19 protein-coding genes and 1 tRNA gene are annotated in these 21215 nt (G+C 64.5%); 13 read left to right on the top strand and 7 right to left on the bottom strand.

What is annotated here, in order from left to right; translation table 11 throughout:
- The 3 genes from sseA (at nt 1) to ACWGPT_RS08950 (ending at nt 1969) form a co-directional block, all read left to right on the top strand.
- The gene (gene sseA / locus ACWGPT_RS08960) at nt 1-876 is read left to right on the top strand and encodes a 3-mercaptopyruvate sulfurtransferase (RefSeq protein WP_452605235.1); all 876 of its coding nucleotides are present in this window, start codon (nt 1-3) and stop codon (nt 874-876) included.
- Nucleotides 873-1430 (top strand): GNAT family N-acetyltransferase, encoded by a 558-nt coding sequence (locus tag ACWGPT_RS08955; protein ID WP_452605234.1) that lies wholly within the window; start codon nt 873-875, stop codon nt 1428-1430. Before sseA ends, ACWGPT_RS08955 begins: the two co-directional genes overlap by 4 nt.
- A 71-nt stretch (nt 1431-1501) precedes the next feature.
- Nucleotides 1502-1969 (top strand): DUF1203 domain-containing protein, encoded by a 468-nt coding sequence (locus tag ACWGPT_RS08950; RefSeq protein WP_452605233.1) that lies wholly within the window; start codon nt 1502-1504, stop codon nt 1967-1969.
- A 78-nt stretch (nt 1970-2047) separates the two neighbouring features.
- On the opposite strand, the gene ACWGPT_RS08945 is transcribed toward ACWGPT_RS08950, so the two are convergent.
- Nucleotides 2048-2698, bottom strand: a complete 651-nt coding sequence (locus tag ACWGPT_RS08945) for a PadR family transcriptional regulator (protein WP_452605232.1) — start codon at nt 2696-2698, stop codon at nt 2048-2050.
- A 154-nt stretch (nt 2699-2852) separates the two neighbouring features.
- Nucleotides 2853-3971, bottom strand: coding sequence for an alanine dehydrogenase (gene ald, locus ACWGPT_RS08940; RefSeq protein ID WP_452605231.1), 1119 nt, complete (start codon nt 3969-3971; stop codon nt 2853-2855).
- 157 nt (nt 3972-4128) lie between these two features.
- On the opposite strand from ald, the gene ACWGPT_RS08935 reads away from it, so the two are divergent.
- The 3 genes from ACWGPT_RS08935 to ACWGPT_RS08925 all read left to right on the top strand — a co-directional run bounded on the left by ACWGPT_RS08935 (nt 4129) and on the right by ACWGPT_RS08925 (nt 7154).
- Nucleotides 4129-4590 carry an Lrp/AsnC family transcriptional regulator gene (locus ACWGPT_RS08935; protein WP_452605230.1) on the top strand — a complete coding sequence of 154 codons (462 nt, stop codon included), beginning with the start codon at nt 4129-4131 and terminating at the stop codon, nt 4588-4590.
- Between the two features lie 83 nt (nt 4591-4673).
- Nucleotides 4674-5015 carry a PilZ domain-containing protein gene (locus ACWGPT_RS08930; protein ID WP_452605229.1) on the top strand — a complete coding sequence of 114 codons (342 nt, stop codon included), beginning with the start codon at nt 4674-4676 and terminating at the stop codon, nt 5013-5015.
- A gap of 153 nt (nt 5016-5168) precedes the next feature.
- Nucleotides 5169-7154, top strand: coding sequence for a bifunctional 2',3'-cyclic-nucleotide 2'-phosphodiesterase/3'-nucleotidase (locus tag ACWGPT_RS08925; RefSeq protein WP_452605228.1), 1986 nt, complete (start codon nt 5169-5171; stop codon nt 7152-7154).
- A gap of 113 nt (nt 7155-7267) precedes the next feature.
- On the opposite strand, the gene ACWGPT_RS08920 is transcribed toward ACWGPT_RS08925, so the two are convergent.
- Nucleotides 7268-8221 (bottom strand): LysR family transcriptional regulator, encoded by a 954-nt coding sequence (locus ACWGPT_RS08920; RefSeq protein WP_452605227.1) that lies wholly within the window; start codon nt 8219-8221, stop codon nt 7268-7270.
- A gap of 142 nt (nt 8222-8363) precedes the next feature.
- Between ACWGPT_RS08920 and ACWGPT_RS08915 the strand changes: the two genes are divergently transcribed.
- Complete coding sequence (locus ACWGPT_RS08915) at nt 8364-8978, top strand: FMN-dependent NADH-azoreductase (RefSeq protein WP_452605226.1); 615 nt, start codon at nt 8364-8366, stop codon at nt 8976-8978.
- 99 nt (nt 8979-9077) lie between these two features.
- Here the strand turns inward: ACWGPT_RS08915 and ACWGPT_RS08910 are convergent, their stop codons facing one another.
- Together ACWGPT_RS08910 and ilvA are read right to left on the bottom strand one after the other, a co-directional pair.
- Nucleotides 9078-9401: an HlyU domain-containing protein gene (locus ACWGPT_RS08910; RefSeq protein WP_452605225.1), complete on the bottom strand. Its 324-nt coding sequence runs from the start codon at nt 9399-9401 to the stop codon at nt 9078-9080.
- A gap of 88 nt (nt 9402-9489) precedes the next feature.
- On the bottom strand, nt 9490-10809 hold the full coding sequence (gene ilvA / locus ACWGPT_RS08905) for a threonine ammonia-lyase (protein ID WP_452605224.1): 1320 nt from the start codon (nt 10807-10809) through the stop codon (nt 9490-9492).
- A gap of 34 nt (nt 10810-10843) precedes the next feature.
- Here ilvA and ACWGPT_RS08900 point away from each other — a divergent pair, with 34 nt between their 5' ends.
- Nucleotides 10844-12298 carry a TrkH family potassium uptake protein gene (locus tag ACWGPT_RS08900; protein ID WP_452605223.1) on the top strand — a complete coding sequence of 485 codons (1455 nt, stop codon included), beginning with the start codon at nt 10844-10846 and terminating at the stop codon, nt 12296-12298.
- Between the two features lie 70 nt (nt 12299-12368).
- Nucleotides 12369-12453: transfer RNA gene (locus ACWGPT_RS08895), tRNA-Leu, on the top strand.
- A 37-nt stretch (nt 12454-12490) separates the two neighbouring features.
- On the opposite strand, the gene ACWGPT_RS08890 is transcribed toward ACWGPT_RS08895, so the two are convergent.
- Nucleotides 12491-12853, bottom strand: a complete 363-nt coding sequence (locus ACWGPT_RS08890) for a hypothetical protein (RefSeq protein WP_452605222.1) — start codon at nt 12851-12853, stop codon at nt 12491-12493.
- Nucleotides 12854-13424: 571 nt separating this feature from the next.
- Complete coding sequence (wrbA, locus tag ACWGPT_RS08885) at nt 13425-14024, bottom strand: NAD(P)H:quinone oxidoreductase type IV (RefSeq protein ID WP_452605221.1); 600 nt, start codon at nt 14022-14024, stop codon at nt 13425-13427.
- A 217-nt stretch (nt 14025-14241) separates the two neighbouring features.
- Here wrbA and ACWGPT_RS08880 point away from each other — a divergent pair, with 217 nt between their 5' ends.
- The 4 genes from ACWGPT_RS08880 to ACWGPT_RS08865 all read left to right on the top strand — a co-directional run bounded on the left by ACWGPT_RS08880 (nt 14242) and on the right by ACWGPT_RS08865 (nt 21006).
- Nucleotides 14242-15015 (top strand): competence/damage-inducible protein A, encoded by a 774-nt coding sequence (locus tag ACWGPT_RS08880; protein WP_452605220.1) that lies wholly within the window; start codon nt 14242-14244, stop codon nt 15013-15015.
- 94 nt (nt 15016-15109) lie between these two features.
- The gene (locus ACWGPT_RS08875) at nt 15110-15946 is read left to right on the top strand and encodes a universal stress protein (RefSeq protein WP_452605219.1); all 837 of its coding nucleotides are present in this window, start codon (nt 15110-15112) and stop codon (nt 15944-15946) included.
- A gap of 77 nt (nt 15947-16023) precedes the next feature.
- Complete coding sequence (gpt, locus tag ACWGPT_RS08870) at nt 16024-16521, top strand: xanthine phosphoribosyltransferase (protein WP_452605218.1); 498 nt, start codon at nt 16024-16026, stop codon at nt 16519-16521.
- A gap of 666 nt (nt 16522-17187) precedes the next feature.
- Nucleotides 17188-21006 (top strand): vitamin B12-dependent ribonucleotide reductase, encoded by a 3819-nt coding sequence (locus ACWGPT_RS08865; RefSeq protein WP_452605217.1) that lies wholly within the window; start codon nt 17188-17190, stop codon nt 21004-21006.
- Nucleotides 21007-21215 lie beyond the last annotated feature (209 nt).

The following is a 21215-nucleotide window of genomic DNA, read 5'->3' as shown; positions in this document are numbered from 1 at the left end:
GTGCCAGAACATAGTCCCTTCGTCATATCGTCCGACCGGCTTGCCGCGGAGCTCGGAAGCCCGGAGCTTCGTATCGTCGACGCCTCCTTCTACCTGCCTGCGCAAATGCGCGATGCCGACGCGGAATATGCGGCCGGGCACATACCGGGCGCCGTGCGCTTCGACCACGACAAGGTCGCGGACCATTCCACGGATCTTCCCCATATGGTTCCCTCCCCGGAAGTCTTTGCCGATGCGCTCGGACGGATGGGAATCAGGGAAACGGACCGGATCGTCGTCTATGACGGGCCGGGCATGTTCTCCGCGCCGCGCGCATGGTGGCTGTTCCGCACCATGGGCGCCGAAAACGTCCTCGTCCTCGACGGCGGGCTCGACGGCTGGAAGGCCGAGGGACGCCCGCTGCAGACGGAAGTCCCGAGCCCGCAGCCGGTCGAGTTCAAGGCGCAGTTCCACCCGAACCGGGTCATCGACCTCGAAACCATGAAGGGGATCGTCGAAAGCGGCTCCAAGCAGGTGGCGGACGCCCGCAGCCCCGGTCGCTTCGCGGGAACAGAGGCGGAGCCGCGGCAGGGCCTGCGCTCGGGTCACATGCCGGGCGCGCGAAATCTTCCGGCGGGCGCATTCTCGGAGAACGGACGGTTGAAGCCGCTGGACCAGTTGCGCACCCTGATCACCGAAGCGGGTATCGACCTCGACCGCCCGGTCGTCACGAGTTGCGGATCCGGCATCACGGCCGCGGTCATCACCCTTGCGCTCGAATCGCTCGGCCACCGGGACAATGCCCTCTACGACGGGTCCTGGACGGAGTGGGGAGCGCATGCCGACACGCCGATCGTTACCGGCCCGCCCTCGGCCGCGCCCGTGCAAGACCGATGACCCGCAAACCCGCACCGCTCACGGCCCATGTCACGCGGCTCGAGATGACTTCGCCGCCGAAGGCAAGCCTGCCCGTGCCGATGAACCTCCAGACCGCCATCATCCGGGCGCCGGAAATCCCGCTCCACTACTACCGCTATCTCTACCGGCGGGTGGGCAAGCGATGGCACTGGTACCAGCGGCTGCGGCTGGCGGATGAGGAACTGGCGGCGATCATCCACGATCCCAGCGTCTCCGTGACCGTCCTCTACGTCAACGGCGCTCCGGCGGGCTTCTTCGAACTGCGCAAGGCGGACGAGAACGTCGTGGAACTTTCCTATTTCGGCTTGCTGGAATGGGCGATCGGCCTCGGCATCGGCAAGTGGTTCCTGCTGCAGGCCCTCTACGCCGCCTGGCAGGACGACCCGAGGAAGGTGACGGTGACGACCAACACGCTGGACCATCCGCGCGCCCTGCAACTCTACCAGATGATGGGTTTTTCCCCGGTGGCGACCTACGATGCCTTCGTCCATCCGATGAGCGGACCGGAACTGTTGAAGGTGCTCGACACCTGACGGGCAGGAATCGGGTGGCGCGCGAGCGCCGCTGCAGTCAGTCTCATCGCGAACGGAAAGGAACCCGCGCGATGAACCTCGTCTTCAATGCCATGCCGACGACAGAAGCTGCCCACCTCTGGGACGGAGGCACGGATGCCTACGGCCTCTTGCCGGAAACGCGCAGGTCCGACGGAGACGGCTATCCCTGCCGCCATTGCCTGCGGAATATCGATGCCGGCGAGGACGTCATGGTTCTCGCCTACCGGCCTTTTTCGGCATTGCAGCCCTATGCGGAGACGGGCCCCGTCTTTCTCCACGCGGCGCCGTGCCGCCGGCACGAAGCGTCGGACGCCCTGCCCGCCATCCTGACGTCCCCGGATTATATCGTGCGCGGTTACGGCCGCGACGACAGGATCGTCTACGGCACCGGCGCGGTTACGCCGACCGACAGTATCGCCGAACGGGCGGCGATGCTTCTCGAGCGGGGCGATGTCGCCTATGTGCATGTGCGCTCGGCCCGCAACAACTGCTACCAGTGCCGCATCGACCCCGCCTGAAGCCTGTGCCGTTCCCCAAATGGGCGAAGGGCGCCGGCCGTCCGGCCGCCGCCCTTCATTATTGCTTGTGACCGGGTGTTACTGTTCCCGGACGCTGCCGCTGTCGATATCGTCGGCGGCCTGCAGGAGAAGCCTGACGACCTCGCCGGCCTTGCGCTCGTCGCCTTCCAGCCTGCGGGCGATCACCTCCCTGAGGTTCAGGAGCGCGGCATCGACGCTGCGGGGAAGGCTCGGACCTTCGTCCCTGCCCCGCCGTTCCTGCTTCTGGCGCATGCGTTCGGCGAACTGCGCCAGCCGCTCGAGAACGGTCACCGCGAAGGTCCGGTTCTCGTCGAGGTGGGCCTTGCCTTCCGCGGTGATCGCATAGCGCTTCTTGTTGCCGTCCTGCTCGGCGACCACATAGCCCGCCTCTTCGAGATAGGTGAGCGTCGGGTAGATGACGCCCGGGCTCGGCGCATAGAAGCCGTGGGTCAGTTCCTCGATATGCTTGATGATCTCGTAGCCGTGGCGCGGCTCCTTTTCGACCAGTGCAAGCACGACGAGGCGCAGGTCGCCCTGCATCAGGAAGCGACCGATGCGGCCCTCGCCGTCGCCGCCGAACCCGCGGCCGTGGCCGCCGCCGTGGCGTCCGCCCCTGCGGGACGGACCACCGTGCATTGCGCACATGACCGCCGCCATGCGGCGGTTTCGCCCGCAGTCGCGATGATTTTCATCTCCATTCATGAACATGTTTCTATCTCCAGTTCCGTTTCGATATATCTAAGATACTACTTTCCGGAGATCATTCAAGGGGCATCTAAAATAAACAAGGGCCGGAGGATGTGACTCCAGTTCTCATGATCCGTCATCCGTTCCAACTCACGTAATTATCTACGATATATCTCTACGCGACGCTGATCACGCTTTCGGCGGGGAAGACTTCGTAGCCCAGCGCATCCGCGACAGCCGGATTGGTGATGCGCCCGCGATGGACGTTCAGCCCGTCGCGCAGATGGCGATCCTCGGCGATCGCCCGCAGCCCCCGGTCCGCCAGGGCCAGCCCGTAATGCAGCGTCGCGTTGTTGAGCGCGTGGGCCGAGGTCACCGGGACGGCACCCGGCATGTTGGCGACGCAGTAATGGATGATGCCGTCGACCTCGTAGGTCGGGTCCGAATGGGTCGTCGGGTGCGATGTCTCGAAGCATCCGCCCTGATCGATCGCCACGTCGACGACAACCGAACCGGGCTTCATCCCCGAGAGCATCTCGCGCGTGACCAGCTTCGGCGCGGTCGCTCCGGGGATGAGAACGGCACCGATCACGAGGTCGGCGGCGAAGAGCTCCTCCTCCAGCGAGTCGATCGTGGAGTAGCGGGTATGGACGCGACCGTGCAGGATATTGTCCAGTTCGCGCAGTCGCGGGAGCGAGCGGTCGAGGATGGCGACATCGGCGCCGAGCCCGACGGCCATCTGTGCGGCATGCATTCCGACGACGCCGCCGCCGATGACGGCGACCCTTGCCGGCGGGACACCGGGAACGCCGCCGAGGAGCACGCCCCTGCCCCCCAGCGCCTTCTGCAAGGCGGTCGCGCCCGCCGGTATGGCCATCCGGCCCGCGACTTCCGACATCGGGGCCAGCAGCGGCAATCCCCCGCGGTCGTCGGTGACGGTCTCATAGGCGATCGCGGTCACGCCGGAAGCCAGAAGGCCCTTGGTCTGCTCGGGATCGGGCGCCAGATGAAGATATGTGTAGAGGATCTGTCCTTCGCGAAGCTGCGCCCATTCCCGGGGCTGAGGCTCCTTCACCTTCACGATCATGTCGGCGGTCTGGAAGATTTCCTCCGCATTCGCGGCAATTTTTGCCCCGGCGGCCACATAGGCGCTGTCGTCGGCACCGATGCCGGCACCGGCCTTCGTTTCCACCAGCACGTCATGGCCATGCGCCGCATATTCGCGCACCGCGGCGGGCGTTAGCCCGACCCGATATTCATGGTTCTTGATTTCCTTCGGACACCCGACACGCATGCACGTTCCTCTCTGCCGTAATCGCCGTGGGCGAGATTTTATCGAGGAGGAAACCAGACCAGATATATCGAGCAATGTCCTTGCGAAGGTCCCTTTGCAGACGGGCTATTGTCGAAGATAATTGCGCACCCGAGCAATGAGACAGGGTTTACTTGCAATGAAGAGCCCGGACGCAATCGATCTTGCGATGATGCGCATTCTTCAGCAGGACGGCCGCATATCGAATGCCGAACTTGCCGAGCGCGTGGGGCTTTCCCAGTCGGCCTGCTCGCGGCGGCTTGCCGCGCTCGAAAGCGAGGGCACGATCAGCGGCTATCACGCCCGGCTTTCCAACAAGGCTCTGGACCACAAGATGATGGTGATCGTCCACATCTCGCTGTCCGGCCAGTTCGCCAAGACCCTCACCGAATTCGAGGCGGCCGTAAAGCGCTGCCCCAACGTTCTCGTATGCTACCTGATGTCGGGCGAGTACGACTACATCCTGCGCGTCGCTGCCAGGGACCTGGAGGATTACGAACGCATCCACCGCGACTGGCTGGCGGCCCTGCCCCATGTGGTGAAGATCAATTCGAGCTTCGCGCTGCGGGAAATCCTCGACCGTCCGAATATCGGCCTTTGACGCGAATTTTAGGAAACGTCCTCACCTTGATGCAACCAGGCCGTGCTAAATAAGCAGTCGGTAACGCAACGGGCGAGGCTTTCATGGCAGTCAGCACCAATCCCGGAATGACCAATCGCGGCGCGGAACGCACCAAGACCCGAATCTATGGAACGGTCACGCATCTCGGCAAGTCCGCTCGCGGCAAGATCGTCGACCTTTCGGCCACGGGCATTGCGCTGGAACTCGACGGCCCGTTCAGCGCCGCCGACGGAAGCAGGGTGAGGATAGAGAGCGACGAGCTCGGCTTCCTCGAAGGTACGGTGAAATGGTGCCGCGGCAGCAGGATCGGCATACAGCTGAACCTGAACAGCAATGCGCTGGCCCAGATCTCCGCCTATTTCCGCTTCTTCCACCGGGACGTAAGCCCGATCCTGACCCGGTAGCGCGGCGATCCCGATGTGCCTTGCGGTGCTGAAGGGGCTTAGGCCCCTCGCGGCGGGCGATGGTCGAAGGACGTCGACCCTGCGATTTTGCCGATGTACTTCCGCTCCATTGCGCATAGTCTTGCTCCGGCAACCGCCAGTCAGGAGCCGTCCATGCCGTCCATCTCTCTCCCGTCGATGACACGCCGCTCGCTGCTCGGCGGCCTTGCCGCCTCGTCTGCGCTCGTCGTGCTGCATCCGTTCGCGGCGCGCGCGCAGGCGAACCAGGCGCATCTTCGCATCATGGAAACGACCGACATCCACGTGCATGTGCTTCCCTATGACTATTACGGCGACAAGCCCAACGACACGATGGGTCTCGCGCGGACGGCCTCGCTGATCGATTCCATCAGGGCCGAGGCCGGCAATTCGCTGCTGATCGACAACGGCGACTTCCTGCAGGGCAATCCGATGGGCGATTTCATCGCCTACGAGCGCGGCATGAAGGAAGGCGACCAGCACCCGGTCATCCAGGCGATGAACGTCCTCGGCTACGATGCGGGCACGCTGGGCAACCACGAATTCAACTACGGCCTCGACTTCATGTTCAAGGTTCTGGGCGGCGCAGGCTTCCCTTACGTCTGCGCGAACCTGACACGAGGCGCGCTGGCGTCCGATCCGAGGCAGGACGACCTCTTCTTCGAGCCCTACGTGATCCTCGACAAGCAGATCAGGGACGGCGGAGGCGCAAGCAGCCCGGTCAAGGTGGGCTTCATCGGCTTCGTTCCGCCGCAGATCATGGTCTGGGACGCCAAGCATCTGGAGGGCAAGGCGCAGACCCGGGACATCGTCGATGCCGCCAAGGCCTGGGTGCCGGTGATGAAGGAGCAAGGCGCGGACATCATCGTAGCACTCGCCCATTCCGGCATCGACGGTTCGGGACTGAGCGACCGGATGGAGAACGCATCGCTCTATCTCGCAGGCGTCGAAGGCATAGACGCGGTCTTCACCGGCCACCAGCATCTCGTCTTCCCCGGGCCGAAGGATTTCGAGGGCATCGCCGGTGCGGATGCCGCGAAGGGCACGCTGATGGGCAAGCCCGCCGTCATGGCCGGGTTCTGGGGCTCGCATATGGGGCTGATCGATTTTCTGCTGGAAAAGGACGGCAGCGGCTGGAAGATCGTCGATTTCACCACCGAAGCCCGACCGATCTACCACCGCGACGCCGATCGCAAGGTCGTCGCCGACGTCAAGGACAAGCCGGAGGTGACGGCTGCGGTCAAGGACGCGCATGAGGCGACGCTCGCCTATGTGCGCCGCCCGGTCGGCAAGACATCCGCTCCTCTCTACTCGTATTTCGCGCTGGTGGCCGACGACCCGTCGGTGCAGATCGTCTCCAATGCCCAGACCTGGTACATCGCCGACATGCTCAAGGACGGCGCCTACAAGGACTATCCCGTCCTCTCCGCGGCAGCCCCGTTCAAGGCCGGCGGACGCGGCGGCGCCGAATACTATACGGACGTGCCGGCCGGCGACATCGCCATCAAGAACGTCGCGGACCTCTACCTCTATCCCAACACCGTCCAGGCCGTGCTGATCACCGGCGAGCAGGTCGGGAACTGGCTGGAGATGTCGGCGGGCATGTTCAACCAGGTGGAGCCGGGTGCGAAGGACGCGCCCCTCCTCAACACCGGCTTTCCCTCCTACAACTTCGACATCATCGACGGCGTCACCTACCAGATCGACCTTTCCCAGCCGCCCCGTTTCGACAAGGACGGCCAGTTGATCAACCCGGATGCGCGCCGCATCGTCGACCTCCGGTTCGATGGCAAGCCGATCGATCCGGCCCAGAAGTTCGTGGTGGCGACCAACAATTACCGCGCCGGCGGCGGGGGCAAGTTCCCGGAGATCGCCGGCGACAAGGTGATCTTCGTCGCCCCCGACACCAACCGCGACGTGATCGTCCGCTATATCGTCGAACAGGGCACGATCAATCCGTCGGCCGACGCCAACTGGTCGTTCAAGCCGATGGCAGGCACGACGGCGGTCTTCGAGAGCGGGCCGAAGGGCCGCGCCTATCTCGCCGAGATCAAGGGAACCAGGATCGAGGATGCCGGCGACGGCGCCGAAGGGTTCGCGAAGTTCCGCCTCCTCCTCTGACGTCACCGCCCGGTGACGGGAGGGTCGCCCTCAGGCGGCCTTCTCCCGAGCCGCCCGAGCAGGCGCAGAAGCACGAGAGTTCGGGTGCATTCAATGGGTTGTCCCCAAGGCTTTCATTCCGCCGCGGCCCGCCCATCCGGGCCTTGCATGCCGGGCATCTCGTCGGCTCTCGGGCAGGTCGACAATTGCTCCCTGAACGCCTGTATCAGCCAGCTCGCCGCCGGGCCGGGCGGATTGGCGACCTTGCGAAGCGCATAGATCGGGTACTCGCCCTGTTCATAGGCGTCGAGCCGCAGCGCCACCAGGCGCCCTGAAACGAGGTCCTCGCGCACCAGCGAGGCCGGCAGGCCGCCCCAGCCGAGGCCGCCGCGGATGAGCTGGTACTTGGTCGCGATGTCGCTGACACGCCAGGTCTTGTAGGACAGGACGTTGAAATCGCGCCCCTTGGTAAGCCCCGAGGCATCGGTGACCACGAGTTGCGTTTCCTCGCGCACGTCGTTGAGGGTCAGCGGGCGGTCGACCAGGCCGAGCGGGTGGTCGGCGGCGGCCACCGGGACCATGAAGGAATGGCCGATCCTTTCGGCATGGATCGTCTCGTCGGGCTTCATCAGCGCGCCGCCGAGGCCGATCGCGGCCCTGCCGCTGCCGACCATGTCCATGACCATGCCGAGCTCGCCGACGTTGAGATTGAGGCCCACGGTCGGAAATCGCGTGCCGAACAACCGCAGGATGGAGACCACGGCATCGGCCGGCACCATCACGCTGATCGCTATGGAAACTTCCGGTTCGAGCCCCTGCTTCAAGCTGCGCGCGCGCGAGCGCATCACCTGGAGATCGGCCACGATGCGCCGCGCGTCGGGGAGCATCGCCCGTCCGGCCTCCGTCAGGTTGGGCTGGCGCCCGCTCCTGTCGAAGAGCGGCACCTCAACCTGCGCCTCAAGATTCGCGATCGTGTAGCTGATCACCGACTGGGCGCGATTGAGCCTTCGCGCGGCGGCCGAAAAGCTGCCGGCCTCGGCGACGGCGAGGAAGACCTGCAACTGATCCAGCGTCGGGTTCGCATCCATGTCTTCCATCCATAAAATCGATAGATGGATGCGACATTATCACCGTTTCATCGATGATGGTACCTGTCCTATGGACCCTTTGTCCGCAGCCTTCTGGCCGGATCACCTCCCCGACAGTCGTCCATTACCGGAAAGCAGAGCCATGTCCTCGATTCTCCTCGTTACGTCCAGCCCGCGCGAAGGGTCCCTCTCCACCAAGGTCGCCACCGATCTCGTCGAGAAGCTGAAGAGCCGGGACAGCGAGGCAACCGTCGTTCACCGCGATCTTGGCCTCAACCCGATCGCCCACCTCGACACGGTGACCACGTCCGCGATCCGCAAGCCCGCCGCCGAGCGCAGCCCGGAGGAAGCGGCCGCGGCTGCCGCCTCTGACGAACTCGTGGCCGAACTCATGGCTGCCGATACCGTCGTGCTCGCCACCGGCCTCATCAACTTCAACATCTATTCGACACTCAAGTCCTGGATCGACAATGTCGCCCGCGCCGGCATTACCTTCCGGTATACCGCCGAGGGTCCGGAAGGCCTTGCCACCGGAAAGAAGGTCTATGTCGTGCTGTCGGCCGCCGGCATCTATTCCGAGGGCCCGGCCATGGGGATGAACCACGCCGTTCCCTACCTGAAGACGGTTCTCTCCTTCATGGGCATGACGGATGTGGAAGTGATCTATGTGGAAGGGACGGCCTTCGGCCCGGAAGCCCTGGACAAGGCGCTGGCGCAGGCCGATGCGCGAATCACGGAACTTGCCGCCGCTGCCTGAGCCCCCCTGCACGACGCGGCCGCCACCGGCGGCCGCCTTTTCCCGGCAGCGGCGCCATGCCCCTGCCTCCACGTCTCCCGCCGCCAATGGCGAAAGCCGCTAGACGGAGCGGGACTTCTCGCCGTCGGCGAAGAGCGACGGTCCGTTCTGGTCGATGATCTGGCGGGCCTTGCGATAGGTGCAGTCGAGCGCGTCATCGAGCGAGGTGAAGACGTCCGCCCGGATGAAGGTGCGCACCAGGGTCTCGCCCTCCACGTCCTTCTCGATACGCCCGGCCAGCCGGAACTGGCTTCCTTCGCGGATCGGCGTCGCATGGATCATGCAGTCGCCATGCGCCTGCGGGACCGCTGCCGGCTGAGGCGCCTGCGGTGTACGGGAGCCGCCGGAAAACAGCGACAGGATGCTGGAAATGATCGAAGCCATGCACGCTGACTAGCACGACGGCGATGCGGGTGGAAGCGGCGGCGCGCCGGTGCGGCTCCGCCCTCCAGCGTCATCGCCTTAATCGCGCTCAGATGATCAGGTTTGCCAGGATTTCGTTGTCGGTTATGTCCTGGTAGCCGATATCGGCGGCCTCGAAGCGATCGAGCAGTCCGCTGAAATTCTCCGGCCTCCTGGTCTCGATGCCGATCAGGATCGAGCCGAAGTTCCGGGCCGACTTCTTGAGATATTCGAAGCGGGCGATATCGTCCTCCGGTCCCAGCAGGTTGAGGAAGTCCCTCAGCGCTCCGGGACGCTGGGCAAGCCGCAGGATGAAGTACTTCTTGAGCCCGGAATAGCGCATGGCGCGCTCCTTGACGTCGGGCAGCCGCTCGAAGTCGAAATTGCCGCCGGTCACCACCGCGACCACCGTCTTTCCCCGCAGCCGTTCGGGGCCGAGCATGTCGAGTGCGGTCAGAGACAGGGCGCCGGCCGGTTCGAGCACCAGGCCCTCGATGTTGAGCATCTCGCTGATCGTGACGCAGATGGCATTCTCCGGGGCGAGCAGGACCTGGTCGGGCCGGAAATGCTTCAGCGCCTCGAAATTGAGGTCGCCGATCCGCGCGACCGCGGCTCCGTCGACGAAGTTGTCGACCTTGGGAAGGCGGACCGGACGCCCCTCCTCCAGGCTGCGCCTAAGGCTCGGCGCGCCGAGGGGCTCGACGAGCACGAAACCGTCGTCCGGCACGACGTCGCCGAGATAGGCCGTCACGCCCGATGCGAGCCCACCGCCGCCGACCGGCACGACCACCAGGTCGGGACGCGTTCCTTCGGGCAGCTGGCGGAGAATTTCGGCCGCCACGCTCGCCTGCCCCTCGATGATGTCGGGATGATCGAAGGGCGGCACCATGACGCCGCCGATTTTGTCCACATGCGCGTGGGCCGCCGCATAGCACTGGTCGAAGATGTCGCCGACCAGGCGGATGGTGATGAACTCACCGCCGAACATGCGGGTCTTGTCGATCTTCTGCTGTGGCGTGGTCACCGGCATGAAGACGACGCCCGGCACGCGGAAATGGCGGCAGACGAAGGCGAAGCCCTGCGCATGGTTTCCGGCCGAGGCGCAGACGAAGGTCCGACCACCCGGGGCATCTTCCATGGCCTTGCGGAAGAAGTTGAACGCGCCGCGGATCTTGTAGGAGCGGACCGGCGACAGATCCTCGCGCTTCAGCCAGATGTCCGCGCCGTAACGGCGGCTGAGGTGTTCGTTCAGTTGCAGCGGCGTTTCGGGAAAGATCTCCCGCAATGCCTTCATCGCCTCGTCCACAGCCTCTTTGCTCACGACCGCCCATCCATTGAATTTGCTCCGGTATCCCGATATGCCATAGCCAACCCGAAGAAAGAAAACCATCCTTCCGACGCCACGCGAATCGGGGATTCCAGTCTTGAACGCCAGTCTCGTCCGGCCGGCCCTCTATATCGCGTCGCTCTGCGGGCTCTATCTGTCCACCGCGATGTTCCTGCCCGCCATGATCGACCTCTATTACGGGGACGACGACTGGCAGGTCTTTGCGCTGTCCGGTTTCATGGTCGGCGGCCTGTCGCTGATGACGGCACTCGCCACCCACGGCCCGCCGCCGGTCGTCACCAAGCGGCTCGCCTTCCTGATGGTCAACCTGCTCTGGGCGGTCTTCTCGCTGGTCGGCGCCATCCCGCTCTATCTCGCCGACGTCGACCTGAGCTTCGCCCAGGCGCTGTTCGAATCGGTCTCGGGGATCACCACGACCGGCTCCACCGTGATCGTCGGGCTCGACACGCTGTCGCACGGGATCCTTCTGTGGCGGTCGCTCCTCTGCTGGCTGGGCGGCATCGGGATCGTGGCGCTCGGCCTTTTCGTGCTACCCTTCCTCAAGGTCGGGGGCATGTCGATCTTCAAGCTCGAATCATCGGACCGGAGCGACAAGCCGTTTGCCCGCCTGGCGAGCTTCACGCGTGCCTTCCTCGGTGTCTACGTCCTGCTGACCCTCGTCTGCATGATCGCCTACGACCTCGCCGGAATGAGCCATTTCGATGCCTTGAACCATGCCATGTCGACTGTCGCCACCGCCGGCTTTTCGACCCACGACATGTCATTCGCATATTTCAACAACGAGGCGATCCTCGTCATCGGAACGATCTTCCTGACGCTCGGAAGCCTGCCCTTCTCGGTCCTGATCCTCCTGGCCGTGCGCCGCCAGATCAACACCCTCCGTGATCCGCAGATCATGGTCTTCATCGGCTATCTGGTGGCGATGTCTGTCATGCTGGCCGTCTACCACCACCTGCGCAACGGCGTGGATCTTCCCGACGCACTGATCCATTCCTTCTTCAACATGGCGTCCATCCTCTCGACCGGCGGCTTCGCCAGCGACGACTACACGCTCTGGGGACCGTTCGCCGTCACGCTCGCCTTCTTCGCGACCGCCATGGGCGGCTGCTCTGGCTCGACGGCCGGCGGCATCAAGACCTACCGCTTCGTCATCATGTTCAACATGATCCGCAGCGGCCTGAAGCGCCTCGTCTATCCGAACGCGATCTATCCGGTGCGCTACGGCTCGGTGACGGTGGATGCGGACGCGCAGCGCGGGGTCTTCCTCTTCCTCGGACTGTTTCTCGCGCTATGGGCGATCGGCAGCATGGTGATGAGCATGATCGGCTACGATTTCCTCACCGCGATCTCGGCCGTGCTGACGTGCCTCTCGAATGTCGGCCCCGGCATCGGCCCCATCATCGGACCCGTCGGCAACTTCTCGACCATCAGCGATTCGGCCCTCTACCTCCTCTCGCTGATGATGCTGCTCGGCCGCCTGGAAATTCTCACCGTCCTGGTCCTGCTGACCCCGGTCTTCTGGCGCCACTGACCGCCCGCCGCTTTTACGCCGTCCCCGCCCTTTTCAATCCGGCCCCGGCACATTATGCACTTCGCCTGAAGCGGATGTGGCGAAACTGGTAGACGCAAGGGACTTAAAATCCCTCGACTTCGGTCATACGGGTTCGACCCCCGTCGTCCGCACCAAGCATGACCCGAACTGGAAGACCTTCGCCCTGACAGCTCAGCAGCCCTGCGAGGGGCTGGAGGCGCCTGCGGTTGCGCCGGCGCCGATATCGGCGACGCCCGAACTGCCGGCCGTTCCGGTGCCCTGCATCGAGGTGTCGGCGCCGCAATTGTCGACGCGGCCCGTCGCCGTGGCACTGCCGTCCGTGCCGGTCGATGTCTGCGTGTCGACGCCGGGAAGGTTGGTGGTCGCGCCGAGCGTTCCGGTAGCTCCGGCAGCACCGGCAGCACCGCCGGTCGCGGCTCCGCCTGATCCGCCATCCTGCGCCTGCGCGGCGACGTTCAGGCCGAGGGACGGGCCGAGGGGCGGGCAAAGGGCAAGCCCGAGTGCCAACATGGTGAAGGTGACGGTCCTGCGCATGGTCTCTTCCTCCGTTGATCCACTCCCTCAATTGCCGATCCGGGGGTTGGTTCCATGTCGATCCGCGCTCGAAAAGTCGCCGGGCGTACCGAAAATGTTCCAACTGCACTCGCCGGCGCCGGCGCCAGATGTCAAACAGGAATCGCCCGATTGAGAAAGCCGGGCTTTTCCCCTTATTGCCCTGCCTCATGGCGGGGCATTTTTTTATTCCGGCAGCGCCCGAATGCCCCGACGCGGGACGATGCGCGGGGGAATTAGGGTCCGGTCAACCAGCCGCGGCAATGGCGTTCGACAAGCGGCCCAGGGCTTCCATCTTTGCCCCTGCCGCGTCCTTACCGGCGCGGCCGGGAGCTCCGGCAGCCCCCTGCCCCCGCGTCCGGGGCTCCCGTCAGCTTGCCGCAAGGCTTGTCCCCTAGAGATCGCTCTGCCGGCACGCTGGCCTTCGGGAGGAGCCGGCTGCCCCGCCAGGCATCAGGCTCCTCCCGAATCCCGCCAGCCGCCGAATCCCGCCCCGCCGAACGCAAAACGCGGCCTGGAGGCCGCGTTCAGCTTCAGTCTCTGATCTGTCGGTTCAGGCCGAAAGCCGGGCGGCGAGCTTGGCCACATAATCGCCCTGGAAGCGGGCCCCGTCGAGCTCGACGGCGGAAGGCTGGCGCGAACCGTCGCTGTCGGTGATCGTGCTGGCGCCATAGGGCGAGCCGCCCTTGACGGCCTCGACGCCGCTCTGGCCCTGGAAGGCGTAAGGCAGGCCCGCCACGATCATGCCCTGGTGGAGGAATGTCGGAATGAAGCCGAGGATGGTGGATTCCTGGCCGCCGTGCTGCGTCGCCGTGGAGGTGAAGACCGAGCCGAGCTTGCCGACCAGCTTGCCTTCGGCCCAGAGGCCGCCGGTCTGGTCCCAGAAATTGCGCATCTGCGAGGCGACCGTGCCGAAGCGGGTACCGGCACCGACGATGATGGCATCGTAGTCTGCAAGTTCCGCGACGGTGGCGATCGGCGCTTCCTGGTCGAGCTTGTAGTGCGAAGCCCTTGCGATCTCCTCGGGTACGAGTTCCGGCACGCGCTTGACGGTCACCTCGGCGCCGGCGCCGCGGGCGCCCTCGGCGACAGCCCGGGCCATCGTCTCCACGTGGCCGTATGCCGAATAATAAAGAACAAGTACCTTTGCCATTGCTGATCTCCTTGGCGACGCCCCACGCGTCTCAACTCATCGGCATCTAAGCTGTTCCGCCCGCGCCGTCAGCCCCGGTGCCGGACGACGCACTGTTCGCAAAAGAGAAACGTACATGGCCATGCTACCCCCGGGCGGTGAACGGCCGACGAAACCGCTTCTGCGATCGGGAGGACTGGCGTAAAACACGAAAAAAGGTCGTAACCCCGGGGCTCACATGTCGTCTTCATCCGTCGTAACCGCCGCCATGCTCGCCATCGGCGACGAACTCCTCTCCGGACGCACCAAGGACAAGAATATCGGCCATCTCGCCGATGTGCTGACGGTCGCGGGGATAGACCTGAAGGAAGTGCGCATCGTCGCCGACGAGGAGGATGCGATCGTCGATGCGCTGAACGCGCTCCGCAAGCGATACGACTACGTCTTCACTTCGGGCGGCATCGGCCCGACCCACGACGACATCACCGCCGATGCGGTGTCGAAGGCCTTCGGACTGGCCTGCGTGCACGATCCGGAAGCGATGCGGCTTCTCGGCGAGATGTATGCCCGGCGCGAGATGGAGTTCACGGAAGCACGCCAGAGAATGGCGCGCATGCCGCAAGGCGCCCGGCATATCGCAAACCCCGTTTCCACGGCCCCGGGTTTCATCGTCGAGAACGTCTATGTCATGGCCGGCGTGCCGCAGGTCTTTCAGGCAATGGTGGAGAACGTCCTGCCGCAGTTGCAGCCCGGGGCGCCGATGCTTTCCCGGGCACTCGCCTGCCCGTTCGGCGAAGGCGATATCGGCACGCCGCTTTCCCGCATCCAGAAGGAACATCCGGCAACGAGCATCGGCTCCTATCCGAAGTATGACGGGACGCGCTTCACGACCGAAATCGTCGTGCGAGCCAGAACCGAGAGCGAACTTGCGCCTGCGGTCGAGGCAGTCCAGGACATGATACACGCGCTGCAGGCAAGCCGGTTGCCGCCGGGGATCGGCGTGGATGCCTGAAGGCAATTGTCGGGGCGGTTGACCAAAATCAAGGAAAGCCACACGTTAGGCGGCGAGAGTTGACCGACATCACGTCGCCGACAAGGGGGAAGCCATGACCTACAAGACAATCCTCGCCGTACTCGACACACCCGACCACGCGCAGCGGATCACCGACTACGCGCTCGACGTCGCCCGCCGCTTCGACGCCCATGTGCTCGGCGTTCACGCCGAGACGCTGGCGGCCCTGCCGCTGATCGCCCCGATGGAAATACCCGATCCGACGGCGATCGAGGCCCTCCAGGAGGCGGCCCGGCAGGAGACGAAGCAGGTGGAGGCGATCTTCCGCGACAGCATTGCCCGCGAGGGACGCTCGGCGGAGTGGCGCAGCTTCATTTCGTCTTCCGGCTACAATGCCGCGGCGGTCATGGAGACGATGCGGGCCGCCGACCTGATCATCGCGAGCCAGGGCGACCCCAATCACGACAACCGCTCGGAACTGGAAAACCTACTGTTCGACAGCGGGCGCCCGGTCCTGCTCGTCCCCTATGTCATGAAGGCGCCGCGCGAGATCCGCCGCGTCATGATCGCCTGGAACGGATCGCGCGAGGCGGCCCGGGCGGCCTTCGACGCCCTTCCCTTCCTGAAGGCCGCCGAAAGCGTCGAGGTCTTCTGCCACGACGCGCCCGACCGCGCGAACCAGTCTCGGGAATTTGCCGGCGTCGAGTTTGCCGCGGCGCTGGCGCGCCACGGCGTCAACGTCACGCTGACGACGCAGGAAAGCGGCGGCGTGTCGGCGGCAACGGCGATCGAGAACCGGCTTGCCGACAACAGCGTCGATCTCCTGGTCATGGGCGCCTACGGCACGTCCCGCTGGTGGGAAATGCTGTTCGGCGGCGTCACCCGCAGTCTCCTTGAATCGATGACGGCGCTCTCGCTGATGTCGCGTTGAGGGCGTACTTGCCTTCGCAGGCCCAGTCCGGCTAATAGCGAGGGCACTTCCATGTGCTCTTGCTAACGGCCTGTCCCATGTCCCTTCCTGAAAAAGCCTTTCCCGTCTCCTGGGATCAGTTCCACCGCGATGCCCGCGCGCTCGCCTGGCGGCTCGCCGGCCTCGGCCAGCAGTTCCGCGGCATCGTCTGCATCACCCGCGGCGGCCTGGTGCCGGCGGCGATCATCTCGCGCGAACTCAACATCCGCCTCATCGAGACGGTCTGCATCGCCTCCTACCACGACTATACGAGCCAGGGAGAGATGAACCTTCTCAAGGGCATCGCTGCCGAACTCACCACCGACGGCGGCGAAGGCGTGCTCGTCGTCGACGACCTGACCGATACGGGCAAGACCGCATCGGAAGTCCGCGAGATGCTGCCCAGGGCGCATTTCGCCTGCGTCTACGCCAAGCCCAAGGGCGTCCCGACCGTCGATACCTTCGTCACGGAAGTCAGCCAGGATACCTGGATCTACTTCCCCTGGGACATGGGTTTCACCTACCAGGAGCCGATTGCCAAGGGCCAGAAGGCCTGACCGGACGGAGGGCGCCTGTCGCCACCTGCAGGAGAATCGAATTCGATCTCCTGTCAAGACGAGGCCCGCCGCGATTTTCTCCGGCGGGCTTTTCCACAACTGCGGATCGCCGGCCACGATACATCGCTCAGGCCTGAAATAGCGGCGATTGCGGCCGCAGGGACTGGCCAGGGCAGGCCTTGCAGCCGCGCAACACCTCGGGTGCCTCTTCCAAATACCTGAATTTGCAGAGGAAATTTATTCCCCGTTTTCCACAGCGGCAGACACAATATCTTGTGGTTAAGAATGCGTGTCGATCTATGACTTGACGAATCTCCCGGCCCGCGAGACATTGGCCAGGTGTTGCGGCGGCAACCGGCCCGGGACCATCCGGGCGCCGGTTCCTTCATGAGTTTCAGGCGGAATGACAATGGCGGACCCGGCTATGAGGGGCGGTCCGCCAGACGGATTTCCGTGCACCCTGGCGCCTGCCGCAACATCGTGATGGGGACTGGTAAAAACAACCTGTTAGTACTATATTTAGTATTGCAGCCCACCATCAGCACAATATACAGGTCGGTATCCCAGTGATTCACCTGGATGATGAAGTTTCCCCGGCTGCCCCATAGCGTGAGCAGCCGGACCAAATATTTGTGCCCGACGGGCCAGCAGACGAGGGACAAGGCAATGCGCATCGAACGTCGTTTCACCACGCCAGAGACAGGCGCCTATGGCGCGATCGAATTCCGCAAGGCGGTGAGCGAGATCCGCAACCCGGACGGCTCGATCGTCTTCCGGCTCGCCGACATCGACGTGCCGGCGCAGTTCTCGCAGGTCGCGACCGACGTTCTCGCCCAGAAGTATTTCCGCAAGGCGGGCGTACCGAAGATCCTCAAGAAGGTCGAAGAGAACGATGTCCCCTCGTTCCTCTGGCGCTCCGTCCCCGATCTCGACGCCCTGAAGGCGCTGCCGAAGGAAGAGCAGTACGGCTCGGAAACCGATGCGCGCCAGGTCTTCGACCGTCTTGCCGGCACCTGGGCCTACTGGGGCTGGAAGGGCAAGTATTTCTCCTCGGAAGAAGATGCGCTGGCCTTCCGCGACGAGCTTGCCTACATGCTCGCCACCCAGCGCGTCGCGCCGAACTCCCCGCAGTGGTTCAACACCGGCCTGCACTGGGCCTATGGCATTGACGGCCCCGGCCAGGGCCATTTCTACGTCGATCCCTTCACCGGCAAACTGACCAAGTCCAAGTCGGCCTACGAGCATCCGCAGCCGCATGCCTGCTTCATCCAGTCCGTCGAGGACGACCTCGTCAACGAGGGCGGCATCATGGACCTGTGGGTGCGCGAGGCACGCCTCTTCAAGTACGGCTCCGGCACCGGCTCCAACTTCTCCTATCTGCGTGGCGAGGGCGAGAAGCTTTCGGGCGGCGGCAAGTCGTCGGGGCTGATGAGCTTCCTGAAGATCGGCGACCGGGCTGCCGGCGCCATCAAGTCGGGCGGCACGACGCGCCGCGCCGCCAAGATGGTCGTCGTCGACATCGACCACCCGGACATCGAGGAATACATCAACTGGAAGGTCCGCGAGGAGCAGAAGGTCGCCGCGCTCGTCACCGGCTCCAAGATCGTCGCCCGGCACCTGAAGGCGATCATGAAGGCCTGCGTCAACTGCGAAGGCAGCGACGACGACTGCTTCGACCCCGGCAAGAACCCGGCGCTGAAGCGCGAGATCCGCGCCGCCAAGCGCGACCAGGTTCCGGAAAACTACGTCAAGCGCGTCATCCAGTTCGCGCGCCAGGGCTACAAGGACCTCGAGTTCAAGACCTATGACACCGACTGGGATTCCGACGCCTACCTGACCGTTTCCGGCCAGAACTCCAACAATTCCGTCTCCCTGAAGGACGACTTCCTGCGCGCCGTCGAGAACGACGGCGAGTGGAACCTGACGGCCCGCAAGGACGGCCGGGTGATGAAGACGCTGAAGGCGCGCGAACTCTGGGAGCAGATCTCCTACGCCGCCTGGGCATCGGCCGATCCGGGCCTGCACTTCAACACGACGATGAACGACTGGCACACCTGCCCGGCCGCCGGCCCGATCCGCGCGTCGAACCCGTGCTCGGAATACATGTTCCTCGACGATACGGCCTGCAACCTCGCCTCGCTGAACCTCCTGCAGTTCAAGGATGCGGCGACGAAGCGCATCAACATCGCCGACTACGAGCATGCCGTGCGCCTGTGGACTGTCGTTCTCGAGGTCTCGGTGATGATGGCGCAGTTCCCGTCGCGCCAGATCGCCGAACTTTCCTACGAATACCGCACGCTCGGCCTCGGCTATGCCAATATCGGCGGCCTGCTGATGTCTTCCGGCATTCCCTACGATTCCACCGAGGGCCGCGCGATTGCCGGCGCCCTGACGGCGATCATGACCGGCGTCGCCTATGCGACCTCGGCGGAGATCGCCTCCGAGCTCGGCCCCTTCCCGGGCTTTGCGCCGAACCGCGAGAACATGCTGCGGGTCATCCGCAACCATCGCCGCGCCGCCCATGGCGAGAGCGCCGGCTATGAAGGCCTGTCCGTCAACCCGGTCGCGCTCGTCCATTCCGACAATCCCGACCAGGACCTCGTCGCCCATGCCCGGGCCGCCTGGGACAAGGCGCTGGAACTCGGCGAACGGCACGGCTACCGCAATGCCCAGACGACCGTGATCGCGCCGACCGGCACGATCGGCCTCGTCATGGACTGCGACACGACCGGCATCGAGCCCGACTTCGCGCTCGTCAAGTTCAAGAAGCTCGCCGGCGGCGGCTACTTCAAGATCATCAACGGCGCCGTTCCGGAAGCGCTGCGCACGCTCGGCTATTCGGAAAGCCAGATCGCCGAGATCGAGGCCTATGCGGTCGGCCACGGCAACCTCAACCAGGCGCCCGGCATCAATCCCGGCACGCTGAAGGCCAAGGGCTTCACCGACGAGAAGATCGAGGCCGTCAACGGCGCGCTGAAGTCGGCCTTCGACATCAAGTTCGTCTTCAACCAGTGGACGCTCGGCGCCGATTTCCTCAAGGATACGCTGAAGGTCACCGACGAACAGCTCTCCGACATGAGCTTCAACCTGCTCGAGCACCTCGGCTTCTCGAAGAAGGACATCGAGGCCGCCAACATCCATGTCTGCGGTGCGATGACGCTGGAAGGCGCGCCCTTCCTCAAGACCGAGCATCTCGCGGTCTTCGATTGCGCCAATCCCTGCGGCAAGATCGGCAAGCGCTACCTCTCGGTCGAAAGCCACATCCGCATGATGGCGGCTGCCCAGCCCTTCATCTCGGGCGCCATCTCCAAGACGATCAACATGCCGAACGAGGCGACCGTCGAGGATTGCGGTGCGGCCTACATGCTGTCCTGGAAGCTGGCGCTCAAGGCGAACGCCCTCTACCGCGACGGTTCCAAGCTTTCCCAGCCGCTCAACGCCTCGCTGATCGACGAGGAGGATGCCGAGGAGGCGATCGAGGACCTGATCCAGCAGCCGGTCGCCGCCCAGGCGGTGACGATCACCGAGAAGATCGTCGAGCGCGTCATCGAGCGCGTGACCCGCGAGCGTGAAAAGCTTCCGAACCGCCGCCAGGGCTATACCCAGAAGGCCAATGTCGGCGGCCACAAGGTCTATCTGCGCACCGGCGAGTTCGGCGACGGCCGCCTCGGCGAGATCTTCATCGACATGCACAAGGAAGGTGCGGCCTTCCGTGCGATGATGAACAACTTCGCCATCGCCATCTCGCTCGGCCTGCAATACGGCGTGCCGCTGGAAGAATATGTGGAGGCCTTCACCTTCACCAAGTTCGAGCCGGCCGGCATCGTCACCGGAAACGACGCGATCAAGAACGCCACGTCGATCCTCGACTACGTGTTCCGCGAACTCGCCGTCTCCTACCTCAACCGCCACGACCTCGCCCATGTGGACACGTCGGACTTCTCCAACACCGCGCTCGGCAAGGGCATCCAGGAAGGCAAGACCAACCTGATCTCGACCGGCTGGACCCGCGGCCACAAGCCGACCCTCATCCAGGGCGGTCAGTCGGGCTCGTCGGAGGCAAAGGGTGCGGCAACCGCCGCCCCCGCCAAGGCGTCCGCCGGCGGCAACGTGACGGCGTTCGCCGGCTCGGCCGCCCGCAAGCTGGAGCCGGCCGTCGCCGCCTCCACCTCCGAGATCGTCGCCTTCAAGCGCGATTACGAGGAGCGGGCGAAGGAACTGGCCGAGGAAATCGCCGAGGAGGTTCTGGACGAACTCGCGACCGAGGAACAGCAGGCCTCGACCGCCCTCTTCTCCGACAAGGCCGCCGCCGACGCCGCTGCCGCCAAGACGGAAGCCAAGAAGGTGGAAAACGAACGCCGCATGCGCTCGATCGCCCAGGGCTACACCGGCAACATGTGCTCCGAGTGCCAGAATTTCACCATGGTGCGGAACGGCACGTGCGAGAAGTGCGACACGTGTGGTGCGACGAGCGGGTGCAGCTGAGATCTACTGTTCTAGACCTTTGGCCCGAGAGAAATCTCGGGCCAAAACGCAAGGCGGAACGAAACAGGAATCAACCTCCGGATGAGCGTTCCCCTAAAACAACGAAGCCGACATCACTGCAATGATGCCGGCTTCGATACACAACAAGCAAACCGCTTTTATGTGCGCGGCAAAGATTTCTCCTCACCCTGTAGCAAGGTGACCTTACG

It is taken from the genome of Pseudorhizobium sp. NPDC055634 (assembly GCF_053618655.1).
The sequence above is the reverse complement of the archived record's forward strand: the minus strand, read 5'-3'. Positions and strand labels throughout refer to the sequence as shown.

Bases quoted from the DNA above. Each gene is read 5' to 3' on its own strand.
- ACWGPT_RS08950 (WP_452605233.1), top strand. From the start codon at position 1,502: ATGAACCTCGTCTTCAATGCCATGCCGACGACAGAAGCTGCCCACCTC.
- wrbA (WP_452605221.1), bottom strand. From the start codon at position 14,024: ATGGCAAAGGTACTTGTTCTTTATTATTCGGCATACGGCCACGTGGAG.
- ACWGPT_RS08935 (WP_452605230.1), top strand. From the start codon at position 4,129: ATGAAGAGCCCGGACGCAATCGATCTTGCGATGATGCGCATTCTTCAG.
- ACWGPT_RS08875 (WP_452605219.1), top strand. From the start codon at position 15,110: ATGACCTACAAGACAATCCTCGCCGTACTCGACACACCCGACCACGCG.
- ACWGPT_RS08945 (WP_452605232.1), bottom strand. From the start codon at position 2,698: ATGTTCATGAATGGAGATGAAAATCATCGCGACTGCGGGCGAAACCGC.
- ACWGPT_RS08890 (WP_452605222.1), bottom strand. From the start codon at position 12,853: ATGCGCAGGACCGTCACCTTCACCATGTTGGCACTCGGGCTTGCCCTT.
- ACWGPT_RS08915 (WP_452605226.1), top strand. From the start codon at position 8,364: ATGTCCTCGATTCTCCTCGTTACGTCCAGCCCGCGCGAAGGGTCCCTC.
- ACWGPT_RS08925 (WP_452605228.1), top strand. From the start codon at position 5,169: ATGCCGTCCATCTCTCTCCCGTCGATGACACGCCGCTCGCTGCTCGGC.
- ald (WP_452605231.1), bottom strand. From the start codon at position 3,971: ATGCGTGTCGGGTGTCCGAAGGAAATCAAGAACCATGAATATCGGGTC.
- gpt (WP_452605218.1), top strand. From the start codon at position 16,024: ATGTCCCTTCCTGAAAAAGCCTTTCCCGTCTCCTGGGATCAGTTCCAC.
- ACWGPT_RS08930 (WP_452605229.1), top strand. From the start codon at position 4,674: ATGGCAGTCAGCACCAATCCCGGAATGACCAATCGCGGCGCGGAACGC.
- ACWGPT_RS08920 (WP_452605227.1), bottom strand. From the start codon at position 8,221: ATGGATGCGAACCCGACGCTGGATCAGTTGCAGGTCTTCCTCGCCGTC.
- ACWGPT_RS08910 (WP_452605225.1), bottom strand. From the start codon at position 9,401: ATGGCTTCGATCATTTCCAGCATCCTGTCGCTGTTTTCCGGCGGCTCC.
- ilvA (WP_452605224.1), bottom strand. From the start codon at position 10,809: ATGGTTTTCTTTCTTCGGGTTGGCTATGGCATATCGGGATACCGGAGC.
- ACWGPT_RS08865 (WP_452605217.1), top strand. From the start codon at position 17,188: ATGCGCATCGAACGTCGTTTCACCACGCCAGAGACAGGCGCCTATGGC.
- ACWGPT_RS08880 (WP_452605220.1), top strand. From the start codon at position 14,242: ATGTCGTCTTCATCCGTCGTAACCGCCGCCATGCTCGCCATCGGCGAC.
- ACWGPT_RS08955 (WP_452605234.1), top strand. From the start codon at position 873: ATGACCCGCAAACCCGCACCGCTCACGGCCCATGTCACGCGGCTCGAG.